General features: G+C 73.0%; 16 protein-coding genes. 10 read left to right on the forward strand and 6 right to left on the reverse strand.

The window, feature by feature from the left end; genetic code table 11:
* Positions 1 to 18: 18 nt before the first annotated feature.
* Both C5N14_RS06435 and C5N14_RS06440 read right to left on the reverse strand, forming a co-directional pair.
* A complete protein-coding gene (locus C5N14_RS06435; RefSeq protein ID WP_371685802.1) occupies positions 19 to 219 on the reverse strand; it encodes a DUF397 domain-containing protein in 201 nt (66 codons plus the stop codon).
* Positions 210 to 1,007, reverse strand: a complete 798-nt coding sequence (locus tag C5N14_RS06440) for a helix-turn-helix transcriptional regulator (RefSeq protein WP_117666416.1) — start codon at positions 1,005 to 1,007, stop codon at positions 210 to 212. The genes C5N14_RS06435 and C5N14_RS06440 overlap by 10 nt, the downstream gene beginning before the upstream one ends.
* Positions 1,008 to 1,427: 420 nt before the next feature.
* Between C5N14_RS06440 and C5N14_RS06445 the strand changes: the two genes are divergently transcribed.
* From C5N14_RS06445 to C5N14_RS06455, 3 genes are all read left to right on the forward strand, one after another.
* Positions 1,428 to 1,685 carry a hypothetical protein gene (locus tag C5N14_RS06445; RefSeq protein WP_117666418.1) on the forward strand — a complete coding sequence of 86 codons (258 nt, stop codon included), beginning with the start codon at positions 1,428 to 1,430 and terminating at the stop codon, positions 1,683 to 1,685.
* A gap of 77 nt (positions 1,686 to 1,762) precedes the next feature.
* A complete protein-coding gene (locus C5N14_RS06450) occupies positions 1,763 to 1,954 on the forward strand; it encodes a hypothetical protein (RefSeq protein ID WP_117666420.1) in 192 nt (63 codons plus the stop codon).
* Positions 1,947 to 2,219 carry a hypothetical protein gene (locus tag C5N14_RS06455; RefSeq protein ID WP_117666421.1) on the forward strand — a complete coding sequence of 91 codons (273 nt, stop codon included), beginning with the start codon at positions 1,947 to 1,949 and terminating at the stop codon, positions 2,217 to 2,219. The genes C5N14_RS06450 and C5N14_RS06455 overlap by 8 nt, the downstream gene beginning before the upstream one ends.
* A gap of 712 nt (positions 2,220 to 2,931) precedes the next feature.
* Here C5N14_RS06455 and C5N14_RS06460 read toward each other — a convergent pair.
* Positions 2,932 to 3,384, reverse strand: coding sequence for a GNAT family N-acetyltransferase (locus C5N14_RS06460; RefSeq protein WP_117666424.1), 453 nt, complete (start codon positions 3,382 to 3,384; stop codon positions 2,932 to 2,934).
* Between the two features lie 132 nt (positions 3,385 to 3,516).
* Here C5N14_RS06460 and C5N14_RS06465 point away from each other — a divergent pair, with 132 nt between their 5' ends.
* The 5 genes from C5N14_RS06465 to C5N14_RS06485 all read left to right on the forward strand — a co-directional run bounded on the left by C5N14_RS06465 (position 3,517) and on the right by C5N14_RS06485 (position 11,690).
* Positions 3,517 to 4,881: a glutamine synthetase family protein gene (locus C5N14_RS06465; RefSeq protein WP_117666426.1), complete on the forward strand. Its 1,365-nt coding sequence runs from the start codon at positions 3,517 to 3,519 to the stop codon at positions 4,879 to 4,881.
* 116 nt (positions 4,882 to 4,997) lie between these two features.
* The gene (locus tag C5N14_RS06470) at positions 4,998 to 6,350 is read left to right on the forward strand and encodes an aldehyde dehydrogenase (protein WP_117666428.1); all 1,353 of its coding nucleotides are present in this window, start codon (positions 4,998 to 5,000) and stop codon (positions 6,348 to 6,350) included.
* A gap of 4 nt (positions 6,351 to 6,354) precedes the next feature.
* A complete protein-coding gene (locus C5N14_RS06475) occupies positions 6,355 to 7,122 on the forward strand; it encodes a 3-oxoacyl-ACP reductase (protein ID WP_117666429.1) in 768 nt (255 codons plus the stop codon).
* Positions 7,123 to 7,213: 91 nt separating this feature from the next.
* Positions 7,214 to 7,765, forward strand: a complete 552-nt coding sequence (locus C5N14_RS06480; RefSeq protein WP_117666431.1) for a pyridoxamine 5'-phosphate oxidase family protein — start codon at positions 7,214 to 7,216, stop codon at positions 7,763 to 7,765.
* A 235-nt stretch (positions 7,766 to 8,000) separates the two neighbouring features.
* The gene (locus C5N14_RS06485) at positions 8,001 to 11,690 is read left to right on the forward strand and encodes a SpoIIE family protein phosphatase (protein ID WP_117666433.1); all 3,690 of its coding nucleotides are present in this window, start codon (positions 8,001 to 8,003) and stop codon (positions 11,688 to 11,690) included.
* Between the two features lie 54 nt (positions 11,691 to 11,744).
* Here the strand turns inward: C5N14_RS06485 and C5N14_RS06490 are convergent, their stop codons facing one another.
* On the reverse strand, positions 11,745 to 12,059 hold the full coding sequence (locus C5N14_RS06490) for an STAS domain-containing protein (protein ID WP_117666435.1): 315 nt from the start codon (positions 12,057 to 12,059) through the stop codon (positions 11,745 to 11,747).
* A 128-nt stretch (positions 12,060 to 12,187) separates the two neighbouring features.
* Between C5N14_RS06490 and map the strand changes: the two genes are divergently transcribed.
* Complete coding sequence (gene map, locus C5N14_RS06495; RefSeq protein WP_117666438.1) at positions 12,188 to 13,045, forward strand: type I methionyl aminopeptidase; 858 nt, start codon at positions 12,188 to 12,190, stop codon at positions 13,043 to 13,045.
* Complete coding sequence (locus C5N14_RS06500; protein ID WP_117666439.1) at positions 13,042 to 13,755, forward strand: VIT1/CCC1 transporter family protein; 714 nt, start codon at positions 13,042 to 13,044, stop codon at positions 13,753 to 13,755. Before map ends, C5N14_RS06500 begins: the two co-directional genes overlap by 4 nt.
* A 64-nt stretch (positions 13,756 to 13,819) precedes the next feature.
* Here the strand turns inward: C5N14_RS06500 and C5N14_RS06505 are convergent, their stop codons facing one another.
* Positions 13,820 to 14,530 (reverse strand): nucleotidyltransferase domain-containing protein, encoded by a 711-nt coding sequence (locus C5N14_RS06505; RefSeq protein ID WP_117666441.1) that lies wholly within the window; start codon positions 14,528 to 14,530, stop codon positions 13,820 to 13,822.
* Between the two features lie 75 nt (positions 14,531 to 14,605).
* Complete coding sequence (locus C5N14_RS06510) at positions 14,606 to 15,103, reverse strand: nitroreductase family deazaflavin-dependent oxidoreductase (RefSeq protein ID WP_117666443.1); 498 nt, start codon at positions 15,101 to 15,103, stop codon at positions 14,606 to 14,608.
* Positions 15,104 to 15,159 lie beyond the last annotated feature (56 nt).

Below are 15,159 nucleotides of genomic sequence, written 5' to 3' on the forward strand. Positions count from 1 at the left end.
TTCTTCCACGCTTCCGGGTCAGCCCACGGGGCCGATCTGCTTGGCCAGGTCGACGAACGACTGCCAGGCGCCGGGGGTGAGGTGGAGGGTGCCGCCGTCGCGGTCCTTGGTGTCGCGCACCAGCACGATGCCTGGCATGTTGTCGGCCACCTCGACGCAGGACCCGCCGTTGCCGCCGGACCTGGTCGACTTCCGCCACTGCGGGGTCATCAATTCCATGACTTCGCCACTTCCTTGATCAGCTCGATGGACTGGCGTCGGGGGAGCGCCTCGTTCCGCACGATCTCCCACGTCTTCGCCAGCCTAGCAACATCGGCGGGCGCATCGACGATCTGCGCGCTGAGCTGGTTGTCCGCGTGGGCCACCCGGGCGCCGTCGGGCAACTCGGCGATGATGAACTGACCGGCCAGCCCCAGGTACATCCCGGCGTCCACCGGCACGACGTGCACCTGGATGTGTTCCCGCAGCGCCTGCCCGGCGAGGTGGTCGAGCTGCTCCGCCATGAGCCCCGGCTGGTCGAGCACGGGCCGGCGCAGCACGCTCTCGTCCACGACGGCGATGAGCTGCGGCGGGCGCTCGCGCTCCAGGACCTCCTGCCGTTCCAGCCTGGATGCGACGATCCGCTCGACCTCCTCGGCGGTGAACCGGCCGCCGGCCAGCGTCGCTCGCGCGTACCGCTCGGTCTGGAGCAGGCCGGGGAGGTAGGACAGCTCGAACCACCGCAGCGTGGTCGCCTCGCGCTCGAACTCGATCCATTCGCGCAGCCAGGCCGGCTCGGCGTCCAGCTTGGCCAGCTCGCGGAGCATCCGACCGAACCGGCCGCCGAGGTTGTACTGGTCGTCGATCGCCTTCATGTACTCCTTCGTCGGTGGGCGACCGCCTGTCTCCACCGAGCTGACATGAGACCCGGAGTAACCGATGGCCCGGCCGAATTCCTCCTGGCTGGCCCCGAGTGACGCTCGGAACAGCCGCAGCTCTCCGAGTACGTAATTTGTGGCGGTACCCATCAATCCCCCAGTTCTTGCCCAGCTTCGTCGGTGTGTCTCGCGTGGCCGCTCGACCAGCCCTCTGACCTGCGCGGATTGGGTGAGCGCATATCGAGAGTAGCGGTGTCCTCACCAGACTGTCACCTACGCGGATCTGCTCCTGGCCAAAGGCGGCGGCGGGTTCTGCGCCGGGGGGTCGCCCGGTCCTTCCAAGAGCTGGCGACCCCCCACCTGCCGAGAGGAGGGCGAGGGGATGAGCAGACATCATGGAGGTTGGCACCGGTCCCGCCGACCAAAGCCGAAGCCGGAGCCGGACACAAGGCCGGAGCCGGAGCCGGACACGAAGCCGACTCAGCCGTCCCGGCCCGCCCCGTACATCCCCGGCCCCATCGGGCCGATGGTGCCGCCCCCGATCTTCCCGAGGATCGGCGGAGGTTGGCAGTGAACCCGCTGGTCATCACGGGCGACGTGCTGACCCTTCAGCCGTGCGACTACTGCATCGGGCAGACGGTGCTGTGGCTGAAGGTCACGTACGTCCCTCGGTACGCGAACTTCCTGGCGTCCCGGTGGGTGCGGCTGGAGGGGTTGGAGCTGCGCCCCGACGGCACGCCGTGGCGGGAGCGCGTCGTCATGGTCCGGGTGCAGGCGATCATCGACGACCCGCCGGCCCGGCTGGAGCCAGGGGTGCGGGAGCGGTGACGGCCCGGCATCCGCCGAGGTACGCCGGCGGACCGTGCCTCACCTGCGGCAAGCCATGGCCCTGCTTCGATCGCCAGGTGGCGAGCCTCGTCGAGTTCGCCGGCCGGGGGAGCCTGCTCGTCGCGTACATGGGCGACTGGCTCCGCCTGGGGGTCGAGGAGCGGGAGCGACGCGGCCTGCCGTTCGACCCCGAGATGGAGACGCGGCATCTCGGGTGGCTCGACATGGTCCTGCCGGCGCAGGGGGAGCACCGGAGCGGCGATGACTGAGGCCGGGCCGCCCAGGAAGCCGAAGTGCGGGGATCTCCTGTACGTCAACCGGGCCGCCAGCGTCCAGTTCGTCCGGCCCATCGTCTTTCGCGTCATCCGCGTCCACGACGACTGGCACACCTACCACGGGTGGCTGTGGCTGGACGGCTACGAGGTCGACGCCAGGGGCGACGCCGTGGCCCGCCGCTCGATCTACGTCCAGCCGGCGGGGCTGCGGTGGCTCACCACCCGGCTAGTGCCCCGTCATGCAGCCTTGAAGGGGTAATCCGGGTGCCGGATCTTGGATTCGGTGGCGAATCCGGTGGTCAGTTCCGTGACGTGGCCGACCTCGACGAGAACAGCGCCACGATCGCCCGCCGCAGCGCTTACCGGATCCTTCTACTCACCGGCCACCGCCCCCACAGCCTCATGCGTGGGGAGGCAGCCTGCCCGACACGTCCTCGGCACCCACGGCGGTGGCAAAGAATTCGGGCGGGAGCGCTTCGGTCACGGAGTCCGGGGGTTCCTGGCGTGGGCGCCGCTGCACAGCAGGTGTGCCTTCCGGGTGCCTATGGAGCTGAGTCGAATACGACATCGGCCATGCCCGTCGCCATCGACCACGCCCGTCGCCATCGGCCACGCCCGCCGCCATCGGCCACGCCCGCCGCCGTCGGCGACCGCCAGCCACGACTGCCAGCCGCGACCCGACGGGGCGGTGGGTGACCGCGAACGGTGGTGGCCCGACCGACGGTGATGACGTGAACGACTCAGCTCCATAGGCACCGCCGCCCACGTCATCGACCGCCGCCCACAGTTCCGCCCGGGCCACCGTTCCCCGCCGGCCGGGGACCGCACCCACGACCAGGCAATGGTCTTGCCCCGCGTCACCCTTCAGCCAGGCCACGCATCGCGTACGCCCAGGTCAGACATACCTCAATCGACTACGTAAAGACCCTGCCTCAGAACCGACGGATTACACGATCAACGTTCAAAGACGACTAGGACCTCTGGTTCGCGTCGCGCCGGTAGCTGTAGTGGATGAGCCCCTCGTGGAATGTGGCCACCTTGTCGTACAGCGCGCGAGCTGGGGAGTCGTCCAGCGTGTTCCAGTAAAGGCGTGGGGCGCCGTGCTCCTCGGCGTCCCACGCCATCCACTTGAGCATTGCCGTCGCGACACCCCGCCGCCGGACTTCCGGGTCCACGAACAGGTCCGCTAGATAGCATCTCCCGACCCCCCAGATGGCGGCGTGGAACACGTAGTGCGCGATGCCGACCATCTTGCCGTCGAGCCGCGCGGCGATCCCGCGTCTCTGCTCCCCATCGAGCAGGCGTTGCCAGGTCTGTTCGTAGCCGTCGTCGCTGATCTCGGTCCCGAAGTACGCATTCTGCCCACGGGCCAGCACTTCCCAGTTGGCGCGATCGGATCCGGTCAGGGGGCTGATCTCCACCATGGCGCCCCATCGTGCCGTACGGCTCAGGTCAGCGGTGGGCACCTTCCCTGCCTCCGGGTTTGCCGGCACGCCGTGGCCGGGCATTGACGGTGATCCGGTCAGGCAGTAGACCTTGGTGATGGAAGCCCGCGGATGAGCAGAGCTCCCCTGTCCCTCGAAGAGCTACGGGCCGCCGTCGCCGCCGGCAAGCTCGACACGGTGGTGCTGGCGCTGGTCGACATGCAGGGCCGGTTGCAGGGCAAACGGTTCCACGCGCCGTTCTTCCTCGACCAGGTGGTGGAGCACGGCAGCGAGGGGTGCGACTACCTGCTCGCCGTGGACGTCGACATGAACACCGTCGACGGGTACGCGATGTCGAGCTGGGAGCGCGGCTACGGCGACCTCGCCATGGTGCCCGACCTGGAGACCCTGCGCCGGGTGCCGTGGCAGCCGGGGACGGCGATGCTGCTGGCCGACCTGGCGTGGCCGGACGGGTCCGGGCCGGTGGTCGCCTCGCCCCGGCAGATCCTGCGCCGCCAGCTCGACCGGCTCGCCGCGCACGGGCTGACCGCGTACGCCGGCACCGAGCTGGAGTTCGTCGTCTACCGCGACTCGTACGAGGACGCCTGGCGGCGCGGCTACCGCGAGCTGACCCCGGCGAACCAGTACAACGTGGACTATTCGCTGCTCGGCACCGCCCGGGTCGAGCCGCTGCTGCGCCGCATCCGCACCGAGATGGCCGGCGCTGGCCTGACCCCGGAGAGCGCCAAGGGCGAGTGCAACCTCGGCCAGCACGAGATCGCCTTCCGCTACGACGAGGCGGTGGCCTGCGCCGACCACCATGTGATCTACAAGAACGGGGCGAAGGAGATCGCCGCCCAGGAGGGCATGTCGATCACCTTCATGGCCAAGCCGAACGCCCGGGAGGGCAACTCCTGCCACATCCACTTCTCGCTGCGCGACGCCGACGGCCGCTCGGCGATGCTCGGCGACGGCCCGGCGCACCTCAGCGTCACCGGCCAGCGGGTGCTGGCCGGGCTGCTGGACACCATGCGCGAGTTCAGCCTGCTGTTCGCCCCGAACGTCAACTCGTACAAGCGGTACCAGCCCGGCTCGTTCGCCCCGACCGCGCTGCGCTGGGGCACCGACAACCGCACCTGCGCGCTGCGGCTGGTCGGCCACGGCGAGGGGATGCGGGTGGAGAACCGGGTGCCCGGCGCGGACGTCAACCCGTACCTGGCGATCGCCGGGCTGGTGGCCGGGGCGGTGCACGGCATCGAGCGCGAGCTGGAACTGGGCGCGGAGTGCGCCGGCAACGCGTACGACGACCCGGCCGCCGAGCGCGTCCCCGCCACCCTCCGCGACGCCCTGGCCCTCTGGGAGTCCTCCACGATCGCCAGAGCCGTCTTCGGCGACGAGGTGCACGCCCACTACGCCAACCACGCCCGCGTAGAGCTGGCGTCCTTCGACGCCGCGATAACTGACTGGGAGCTGACCCGTGGCTTCGAACGCCTCTGACCGCGTCGATCATGGACTGGTGGTGGGCGAAGTGTGGCGGTACGGGGTTTTCGTGGGGCGCCACGACTCCATGATCGACGAGGAAAGGGTGGGAAGGGTGGGAGGTGGGGGGCGTGATGGAGGTGGTTGATCCCGCTAGCGGGGTTGTGGTGGGGGAGGTGTCCGCGTTCTCGCTGGTGGAGGTCGATGAGGCGGTTGCGCGGGCGGGGGCGGCGTTCGAGTCGTGGCGGAAGGTGGGGCCGGGGGAGCGGGCGCGGGTGTTGCGGCGGTTCGCCGGCCTTGTCGACGCGCACCTGGAGGAGCTGGCGTCGCTGGAGGTGCGCAACTCCGGGCACACCATCGGCAACGCCCGGTGGGAGGCGGGCAACGTCCGGGACGTGCTCGACTACTACGCGGGCGCGCCCGAGCGGCTGACCGGCCGGCAGATCCCCGTGCCGGGCGGGCTTGACGTCACCTTCCACGAGCCGCTGGGCGTGGTCGGGGTGATCGTGCCGTGGAACTTCCCGATGCCGATCGCCGCCTGGGGTTTCGCCCCGGCGCTCGCCGCCGGCAACACGGTGCTGCTCAAGCCGGCCGAGCTGACCCCGCTGACCGCGCTGCGCCTGGCCGAGCTGGGCCGCGAGGCCGGGCTGCCCGAGGACGTGTTCACCGTGCTGCCCGGCGAAGGGTCGGTGGTGGGGGAACGGTTCGTCACCCACCCGGCCGTACGCAAGGTCTGCTTCACCGGCTCCACCGAGGTCGGCACCCGGATCATGGCCGGCTGCGCCGAGCAGGTGAAACGGGTCACCCTGGAGCTGGGCGGCAAGAGCGCCAACCTGGTCTTCGCCGACGCCGACCTGGAGAGGGCGGCGGCCACCGCGCCGTACGCGGTCTTCGACAACGCCGGCCAGGACTGCTGCGCCCGGTCCCGGATCCTGGTCCAGCGCACGGTGTACGACCGGTTCCTGGAGTTGCTGGAGCCCGCTGTGCGCGGCTTCCGGGTCGAGGACCCGGCGCTGGAGACCGCCGAGATGGGCCCGCTGATCTCCGCCGGCCAGCGCGACCGGGTCGCCGGGTACGTCGACGGGGCGACGGTGGCCTTCACCGGCTCCTGCCCGGAGGGCCCCGGCTTCTGGTACGCCCCGACGGTGCTGCTCGCCGACTCGCCGGCCGATCGGCACTGGCGGGAGGAGGTCTTCGGCCCGGTGGTGTCGGTGCTCCCGTTCGACGACGAGGCGGACGCGGTCCGGCTGGCCAACGACACCGAGTACGGCCTGTCCGGCTCGGTCTGGACCCGGGACGTGGGCCGGGCGATCCGGGTGGCCCGGGCGGTGGAGGCGGGCAACCTCAGCGTCAACTCGCACTCCTCGGTGCGGTACTGGACCCCGTTCGGTGGGATGAAGCGTTCCGGGTTCGGCCGCGAGTTGGGCCCGGACGCGCTGCACGCCTTCACCGACGTCAAGAACGTCTTCATCGCCACGGAGGAGTGACAAGGTGCAGGGTCGGTTGGCGGGGCGCGTCACGGTGGTCACCGGGGCGGGCAGCGGGATCGGGTTGGCCACCGCGCGGCGGTTCGCCGCCGAGGGGGCGCGGGTGGTCTGCGTCGACGTCGACGCGGCGGCGGGTGGGCAGGCCGCCGAGGAGGTCGGGGGAGAGTTCGTCGCCTGCGACGTGGCCGACGAGGCGGCGGTGCGGGACCTGTTCGACGGGGTGGTCGAGCGGCACGGCCGGGTGGACGTGGCGTTCAACAACGCCGGCATCTCCCCGCCGGAGGACGACTCGATCCTTCAGACCGGCCTGGACGCCTGGGAGCGGGTGCTGCGGGTCAACACCACCAGCGTCTACCTGTGCTGCAAGCACGTCATCCCGCACATGCGCCGGCAGGGCAAGGGGTCGATCATCAACACCGCGTCGTTCGTGGCGCTGATGGGGGCGGCCACCTCGCAGATCGCGTACACGGCGAGCAAGGGTGGGGTGCTGGCGATGACCCGCGAGCTGGGCGTGCAGTTCGCCCGGGAGGGCATCCGGGTCAACGCGCTGTGCCCCGGCCCGGTGGCCACCCCGCTGCTGCTGGAGCTGTTCGCCGCCGACCCGGAGCGGGCCGCCCGCCGGCTGGTGCACGTGCCGATGGGCCGGTTCGGCCGGCCGGAGGAGATCGCCGCGGCGGTGGCCTTCCTGGCCAGCGACGACTCCTCGTTCATGACCGCCGCCCAGTTCGTGGTCGACGGCGGGATCACCGGCGCGTACGTCACCCCGCTGTGACCTCCGGCCAGCGCGTCCGCCGGGCCGCCGCCCGTCCTGTCTGACGGGAAGGGCCATCCCATTTTCCGGTAGGTGGTGCGACGATGGCGGCATGGGGAAGGTCTATCCGGCCATCGACGGGCGGCTGCGCGACTTCATCGAGGAGCAGCCCGTCTTCTTCGTGGCCACCGCGCCCTCCGGCGCCGACGGGCACGTCAACCTGTCGCCGAAGGGGATGCGCGGCACCTTCGTCATCCTCGGCCCGCACCGGGTGGCCTGGCTCGACTTCCACGGCAGCGGGGCGGAGACCATCGCCCACCTGCGGCAGAACGGTCGCATCACGCTGATGTTCTGCGCCTTCACCGGCCCGCCGAACATCGTCCGGCTGCACGGACGGGGCACGGCGGTGACGGTGGAGGACGCCGGTTTCGCCGAGCGGCTCGGCGACTTCCCCGACCCGCCGGACCTGCACTCCGCCCGCGCGGTGATCACGGTCGACGTCGACCGGGTCAGCGACTCCTGCGGGTACGCGGTGCCCCTCATGGGCTATCAGGGGGACCGGGACCTGTTGGTCAGGTCACACTCCCGGCGCACCGCCGAGGACCTGGTCACCTACCGGGCCACGAAGAACGCCGCGAGCATCGACGGCCTGCCGGTCTTCTGACGCCGGACGCCGCCGTCCCCGCCGTTTCCGCCGGTGGTGGGCGGCGGCTGCCGTCCCCACCGTCCGCCGGCCGTGGGCGTGCGGGTGGCACGCGGGTTACCAGCGTCGTTCCCGACCGACGCGTTACGTTGCTGGTCCGTCTGGGTAGAAGGCGGGGCACGGCGACGATCATCGGTCGTCGGGGGGCGACGATCTGGCGGTCGTCGGGGGGACACGGCCCGGTGCGGGAGGGTGTATGAGCTCGACCCAGGGGGGCGAGGACGGGCTGCACCCGTCCGTCGGGACCATCGACGAGACCATCCCGCCGCTGCTCACGGCCGCGTTCGACGCCGGCGGCGAGATGGGCGAGCGGCTGGGCGGGTTCGACTGGACCAGCAGTCCGCTCGGCTCGCCGGCCGGCTGGCCGGCGGCGCTGTGCCACGCGGTCGCCACGATGCTCTCCTCCCGGGCGCAGATCGTGATGTTCTGGGGGCCGGAGCACCGCGCCTTCTACAACGACGCCTACCTGCCGACCATCGGCGCCAAGCATCCGCACGTGATCGGCCAGCCCGCCCGGGAGCACTGGGTGGAGACCTGGGACGTGCTCGGGCCGCTGCTCGACTCGGTCCGGGAGACCGGCGAGCCGTACCGGGGCGAGAACCACCCCTTCGTGCTCGACCGGCACGGCTTCCTGGAGGACGTCTACTTCGACGTCTCCTACGACCCGATCCGGGACGCCGACGGCGGCATCAACGGGATCTTCTGCATCGTGAGCGAGACCACCGGCCGGGTGCTCGGCGAGCGCCGGCTGCGGGCCCTGGCCGAGCTGGGCGCCGGCTTGGCCGAGGCGGAGCAGTCCGGCGAGCTGGGGACGGTCCTCGCCCGGGTGCTCGACCGGCACCGGGCCGACGTCCCGTTCGACCTGGTCTACCTGCGCGACGGCACCGGCCGGCTCACCCTCGCCGGCCGCAGCGGCGGCGGTGCGGCGGTCGACCTGCCACCGCTCGGCGAGGCCGCCACGGCCGTGCTGAGCCGGGTCGCCGACGGCGGGGCCGCCGGCACGGTCGACGTCGCCGACCTGTTGGCCGAGGTGCCGGACGGGGTCGCCGGGCAGGCGCTGGTGCTGCCGCTCACCGCGACCAACGAGCCCGCGGGGGCCCTCGTGGTGGGAGTGTCCGCCCGGCTGCCGCTCACCGACGACTACCGCACGTTCCTCGACCTGGTCGCCGCCCAGCTCTCCCGCGCGGTGGGCCGGCAGCGGGCGTACGAGCAGGAGCGGGCCCGGACCGCCGAGCTGGCCGCCCTGGACCGGGCCAAGACGAGCTTCTTCGCCAACGTCAGCCACGAGTTCCGCACCCCGCTGACCCTGGTGCTGGGGCCCCTGGAGGACCTGCTCGCCGACCCGGTGCTGCCGGCGCCCTACACCGACCAGCTCACCGTGATGCACCGCAACGCGCTGCGCCTGCTCAAGCTGGTCAACACGGTGCTGGACTTCTCCCGGTTGGAGTCCGGCCGGCTGGCCGCCCACTACGAGCCCACCGATCTGGCCGACTACACCTCCCGGCTGGCCAGCACCTTCCGCTCGGCCACCGAACGCGTCGGCCTGCGCCTGGTGGTCGACTGCCCGCCGCTGCCCGGGCCGGTCTTCGTCGACCGGGACCTGTGGGAGAAGATCGTCCTCAACCTGGTCTCCAACGCGGTGAAGTTCACCTTCGACGGCGAGGTCCGGGTCCGGGTCCGGGCGGTCGACGGCGCGGCCCGCCTGGAGGTCACCGACACCGGCGTCGGGATCGCCCCCGAGGAGCTGTCGCACGTCTTCGAGCGGTTCCACCGGGTGCCCGGCGTCCGGGCCCGCACCCACGAGGGCACCGGGATCGGGCTCGCGCTGGTCGGCGAGCTGGTGGAGATGCACGGCGGGCGGGCCGAGGCGCACAGCCGGGTCGGCGAGGGCAGCACCTTCACCGTGACCCTCCCGTTCGGCTCGGCCCACCTGCCCGCCGCCCGGGTCGCGACCGCCGCCGTACCGGCCGCCCCTGCCGAACCGGCGCAGGCCCGGCTCTTCGCCGCCGAGAGCTCGCTGTGGGCCGACGCGCCGCCGGCCACCTCGGCGGCGGTGTCCGCCGGCCCGCTCGACCGGCGCCCGGCCGGCCGCATCCTGCTCGCCGACGACAACGCCGACCTGCGCGAGCACGTCGCCCGGCTGCTCTCCCCGACCTGGGAGGTGGTGGCCGTGCCGGACGGGGTGGAGGCCCTGCGTCAGGCCGTGCAGACCCCGTTCGACCTGGTGCTGACCGACGTGATGATGCCCCGGCTGGACGGGTTCGGCCTGGTCACCGCGCTGCGCGCGGACCCGCGTACCCGGCACGTGCCGATCGTGCTGCTCTCCGCCCGGGCCGGCTCGGCCGAGGCGGTCGCCGGCCTGTCGGTCGGCGCGGACGACTACCTGACCAAGCCGTTCTCCAGCGAGGAGCTGATCGCCCGGGTCCGGGCGAACGTCGAGCTGGGCCAGCTACGCGGGCAGATCATCCGGCGGCTGCACGCGCTGGCCGACGCCGCCGTCGAGGTGAACACCGCCCGGACCACCGCCGAGGTGCTCCAGGTGGCCGCCCGGCACGCGCTCGGCCTCGCCGAGGCCGCCCGGGTGGTGGTCACCGCCACCGGGGCCCGCTACGAGGCCGCCGGCGGCGGCCCGGCCGCCGTCGAACCGTCCGTCGTGTTGCCGCTGACCGGCACCGCTGGCGAGCAGCTCGGCGAGCTGCGGGTCTGGGGGCGCGCCGACGGGGCCACCGACACCGTCCGGGCCGCGCTGACCCAGCTCGCCCGGCTGATCGGCGTACGGCTGGAGAACGCCCAGCTCTACGAGGCCGAGCACCGCATCGCCACCACCCTCCAGCACAGCCTGCTGCCCCGCACGCTGCCCCGGCTGCCCGGCGCGGTGGTGGCCAGCCGCTACCTGCCCGGCAGCGCCGACGTGGAGGTCGGCGGCGACTGGTACGACGTCGTCGAGCTCGACGACCACGAACTCGTCCTGGTCATCGGCGACGTGGTCGGCAAGGGCGTCCGCGCCGCCGCCGCGATGGGTCAGCTCCGCAACGCGCTGCGGGCGTACGTGCTGGAGGGTTACGACCCGGGCGAGTCGCTGACCCGGCTCAACCGGCTGGTCGGCTCGACCGAGCAGCCGTCGTTCGCGACGGTGGTCTGCCTGTGGTTCTCCTCCCGCACCGGGCGGCTGCGCTACGCCAGCGCCGGGCACCCGTCTCCCCTGCTGATCCGAGGAGACGCGGTGGGCTTCCTGCACGACCGCGCGCTCGGGCCGCCGGTCGGTGCGATTCCCGCCGCCTCGTACCGGACGCTGGAGGACGAGCTGGCCCCCGGCTCCCGGCTGCTGCTCTACACCGACGGCCTGATCGAGGACCGCCAGCTCGGCATCGACGCCGCCCTCGGGCAGTTGCGCGCCGACGCCACCCGGCACGCCGGGCACGTCGCCGACCTGGTCGACGCCGTCGTCGAGCGGGTGGCCTCCCGGCCCCGCCGCGACGACGTCGCGGTCCTCGCGCTGGAGGCGACCGAGCCGAACCGGTTCGCGCTGCGGCTGCCGGCCGACCCGGCCCGGCTCAGCGTGCTGCGCCGGCGCCTGGAGGACTTCCTCGTCGCCCACCGGGTTGGCGAGACCGACCTGTTCGACCTGACCGTGGCGGTCTCGGAGGCCGCCGCCAACGCCATCGAGCATCCGGTCGAGCCGACCGAGCCGACCATCGGCGTGGAGGTGACCATCGCCGACCGCACGGTGGTGGCCACCGTCCTGGACACCGGGCGGTGGCGGGAGTCGACCGGCGCGGGCTTCCGCGGCCGGGGGCTGGAGCTGATCAGGGCGCTCGGCGACCTGACGGTCAGCCGGACCGCCGAGGGGACGGAAGTGACGCTGCGCCGGCGGCTCCAGGACTGACCGCGGCCGGCCGTCGGGGTGGACCGGGCGCGGCCGGCGGGTTTCAGGCCGGGCTCAGGCCGGGGCGACCCAGGTCTGCTCGGCCAGGCCGGAGATCTCCAGCACCCGCCGGACCTGGCGGGACGGCAGCACGGTCAGCGCGTCCGGGTAGCGCCGGGAGAGCTGGACCACGGCGTGGATCGCGACGGAGTCGAAGAAGGTGACCGCCCGCAGGTCGAGGGTGACCCGGCCGGCCGGCTCGCGCAGGACGCTCTGGAGCATCGTGTCGGCCGTGGCCATGTCCACCTCGCCGGAGACCACCACGCGGACGTGTTCGCCGTCGGTCTCCGCCCGGGCGGCGAAGACGGGAGGTGTTCCCCCTTGATCCACGCAGCACACGATCGCACAGCGGTTGTCGCCCGGCAACAACCGGTAGGTCGTCGTCGTGGGAGAGGTCACGGCCGCCGCCGGGCACCGCGCCCGCGCGTCGTGAGCCGGGCCGGCGATAGGCTTGCGCCATGACCGTCCGTGCGCCGCTGACCCCCGGCACGCTCTCCCCGATGCGACCGGTGCCGGGTCACATCGTCCGACCGGAGTACGTGGGCAAGAAGCGTCCCCAGGAGTGGCGCGGCTCGCACGTGCAGACCCCGGAGACCATCGAGAAGATGCGGGTGGCCGGCCGGCTCGCCGCCCAGGCCACCCAGCTAGCCGGGGAGCACTGCAAGCCCGGGGTGACCACCGACGAGATCGACCGGGTGGTGCACGAGTTCCTCTGCGACCACGGGGCCTACCCGTCGACGCTCGGCTACAAGGGCTTCCCGAAGTCCTGCTGCACCAGCCTCAACGAGGTGATCTGCCACGGCATCCCGGACTCGACGGTCCTGGCCGACGGCGACATCATCAACGTGGACGTCACCGCGTACCTCGACGGGGTGCACGGCGACACCGACGCGACCTTCTGCGTGGGGGAGGTCGGCGAGGAGGCCCGGCTGCTGGTCGAGCGGACCCACCAGGCGATGATGCGGGGAATCAGGGCGGTCGCCCCGGGCCGGCAGATCAACGTGATCGGCCGGGTCATCGAGTCCTACGCCAAGCGGTTCGGCTACGGCGTGGTCCGCGACTTCACCGGCCACGGCATCGGGGAGTCCTTCCACAGCGGGCTCTACGTGCCGCACTACGACAGCCCCCGCCCCACGGACGTGATGGAGCCGGGGATGACCTTCACCATCGAGCCGATGATCACCCTCGGCACGTACCAGTACGACATGTGGGACGACGGCTGGACGGTGGTCACCAAGGACCGCAGGTGGACGGCCCAGTTCGAGCACACCATCCTCGTGACCGAGGACGGTCACGAGATCCTGACCCTGCCATGACCGAGACCCCCGCGGCCCTTCGTGAGGCGCACCACGCGGACGTGTCCGGCGGTTGGCTGCGGCCGGCCGTGTTCGGCGCGATGGACGGCCTGGTCACCAACATCGCCCTGATCGCGGGCGTCGGCGGCGGCGGGGTGTCGCCGCGCAGCATCGTGCTCACCGGTGCCGCCGGCCTGGTCGCCGGGGCCATCTCGATGGGCCTCGGCGAGTACACCAGCGTCCGGTCGGCCAACGAGCAGGTGGCGGCGGAGGTGGCCAAGGAGCGCCGGGAGCTGGAACGGCACCCGGAGGCGGAGGCCCGCGAGCTGGCCGACGCGTGGGTGGCCCGGGGCCTGCCCCGCGACCTGGCCACCCAGGTCGCCGAGGCGGTGCGGCGCAACCCGGAGGAGGCGCTGCGCGTGCACGTCCAGGAGGAGCTGGGCGTCGACCCGGACGTGCAGCCGAGCCCGTGGGCGGCGGCGACCTCGTCGTTCCTGTTCTTCTCGGTCGGTGCGCTGGTCCCGCTGCTGACGTACCTGTTCGGCGCGACCAGCCTGTGGCTGGCGCTGGCCGTCGGCGGGGTCGGGCTGTTCGTGGCCGGGGCGGTCGTGGCCCGGTTCACCAGGCGCCCCTGGTGGTCCAGCGGCCTGCGGCAGCTCCTGCTCGGCGGGGCGGCGGCCGGCGCGACGTACCTGGTCGGCAGCCTGATCGGCATCCAGGGCGGCCTGTAGGCAGGGGCGCCCTCCCGACCGCCGGCGGCGCGGGGCCGGCGAACCACCGCCCGTGCGGCCGGGATCAGCCGGCGAGCAGGTCGTCGATGGTCCCGTCGACGGGCCGGCCCCGGGCGGCCAGCTCCTCGGCCTGCCGGGCCAGCACCGCGCCGACCTCGGTCATGTCCGCCCCGGCCAGCCCGGTACGCCGGACCGCGTCCCCCGGGTCCCGGAAGTAGGTGCGGCTGAGCAGCCCGTTCACCGTGGCCGCCGCGAGCCGGGCCTCGCCGAGCATCAGCAGCGCCTGGTCCGTCTCGTACCAGGCGGCGAGCCGGGCGGCCCGGGAGTGCGCGGCGCAGCCCCGGTACCACGCCTGCCGGGCGGCGTCGGTGAACTCCGCCGGCCGGGCCCGGGCCAGCCGGGCCAGGTGCTCGTCGCGCAGCGTCGGCAGCCACCCGGTCGGGTCGTGCACCGGCCGGGTGGTGACGTACCGGTCGGCGGTGAGCGGCCACAGCGCGGTGATCGCCCGCGCCTGGCGGAGGTGCTCGTCGGCGGCGGCGACGCTCAGGTCGACCAGGACGCCGTCCACCCGGCGGGTCGCCGGGGCCGGGCCCGCGCCGGCCCGGTACGTGGCGATCAGCAGCCCGACCTCGCCGTCCCCGCCGCCGTCGTCGTCACCGTGGGCCAGCGGGCCGTGCGCCGCGACCGCGAGGACGTCGGCCGGGAAGCGCCGCCTCGCGGCGTCCGCGACCCGCTCCGCCACCGACCACCGGGGATCGTCCTGGTACGGGTCCACGAACCACCTCTGCCTCGCCGACTGCCCGCCGGGCCGGCCGCCGGGAGGGCCGCCGCGACGCCGGCTCCACCCTAGTCACCGGGCGGCGGCGCCGCCCGGTTCGCCGCGCCCGGCCGGCACCAGCCGGAAGACGCGGATCTCCCGCCCGCCGGCCCGTTCGACGTACGTCCGGTACGCCGGCCACTCGGTGACCAGCAGCGTCCAGAGCCGGTCGCGTTCCGCGCCGGTGGCCACCTCGGCCCGAACGGCCACCCGCCGGCCCTTGACGTCCACCTCCGCCTCGGGGCGCGCGAGCAGGTTCATCGCCCAGCCGGGCTGGTGCTGCTGCCCCCAGTTGGAGCCGATCACCACGTAGGCGTCGCCGTCCGGGACGTACAGCAGGGGGTTGCTGCGCGGCAGCCCGGAGCGCCGGCCGGTGGTGGTGATCACGAGCGAGGGGATCAGGCCGAGCGCGACCACCCGGCCCCGGGTGAGCCGGCCGACCACCCGGTCGGCGGGGACGAGCAGCCGGGCCACCGCGCCGAACCAGCGGTGGTGGCCGAGGCGACGGGTGAGGCTTCCGAGTGCGGGCACCCGACCAGTCTGCCGCCCCGGGGCCGGCGGCGGCACCCCCGATCCGGACCCGCCGC

It is taken from the genome of Micromonospora sp. MW-13 (genome assembly GCF_003434305.1).
In the GTDB taxonomy this organism is placed as follows: Bacteria; Actinomycetota; Actinomycetes; order Mycobacteriales; family Micromonosporaceae; genus Micromonospora.